Raw genomic sequence first — 776 nt, 5'->3', positions numbered from 1 at the left:
AGCGACCAGAGTGGTATTTCAACAACGACTCCACCAACACTAGCGTGCCAGCTTCAAAGTCTCCCACCTATCCTACACAAGCCACACCGAACGCCAATACCAAACTATAGTAAAGGTCACGGGGTCTTTCCGTCCTGCTGCGCGAAACGAGCATCTTTACTCGTACTGCAATTTCGCCGAGTTCATGGTTGAGACAGTAGGGAAGTCGTTACTCCATTCGTGCAGGTCGGAACTTACCCGACAAGGAATTTCGCTACCTTAGGATGGTTATAGTTACCACCGCCGTTTACTGGGGCTTAAATTCTCAGCTTCGCCCAAAAGGGCTAACCAATCCTCTTAACCTTCCAGCACCGGGCAGGAGTCAGTCCATATACATCGTCTTACGACTTCGCATGGACCTGTGTTTTTGATAAACAGTCGCTTCCCCCAATTCTCTGCGACCCATACACGCTCCCCACCGCGTAGGTGGATCACGCTCAAGGCTCCCCTTCTCCCGAAGTTACGGGGACATTTTGCCGAGTTCCTTAACCATGATTCTCTCGATCGCCTTAGTATTCTCTACCTGATCACCTGTGTCGGTTTGGGGTACGGGCGGCTAAAACCTCACGTCGATGCTTTTCTCGGCAGCATAGGATCACCAAATCCCCCCAAAAAAGGGGTCCCATCACGTCTCAGGCCAACACCGGCGCATTTAACAACCGGATACCCTACACGCTTAGACCACGACAACCATCGCGTGGCTTGGCTACCTTCCTGCGTCACACCTGTTAATACGT

At 51.8% G+C, this 776-nt stretch carries 1 rRNA gene; it reads right to left on the bottom strand.

Annotation, left to right across the window (positions count from 1 at the left end):
• Positions 1 to 776 (bottom strand): 23S ribosomal RNA (locus tag L6990_RS11810); the annotation flags it as partial.

Source organism: Rothia endophytica (assembly GCF_928381505.1).
Lineage (GTDB): Bacteria > Actinomycetota > Actinomycetes > Actinomycetales > Micrococcaceae > Rothia > Rothia endophytica_A.
This window is presented reverse-complemented; position numbering and strand designations above follow the sequence as displayed.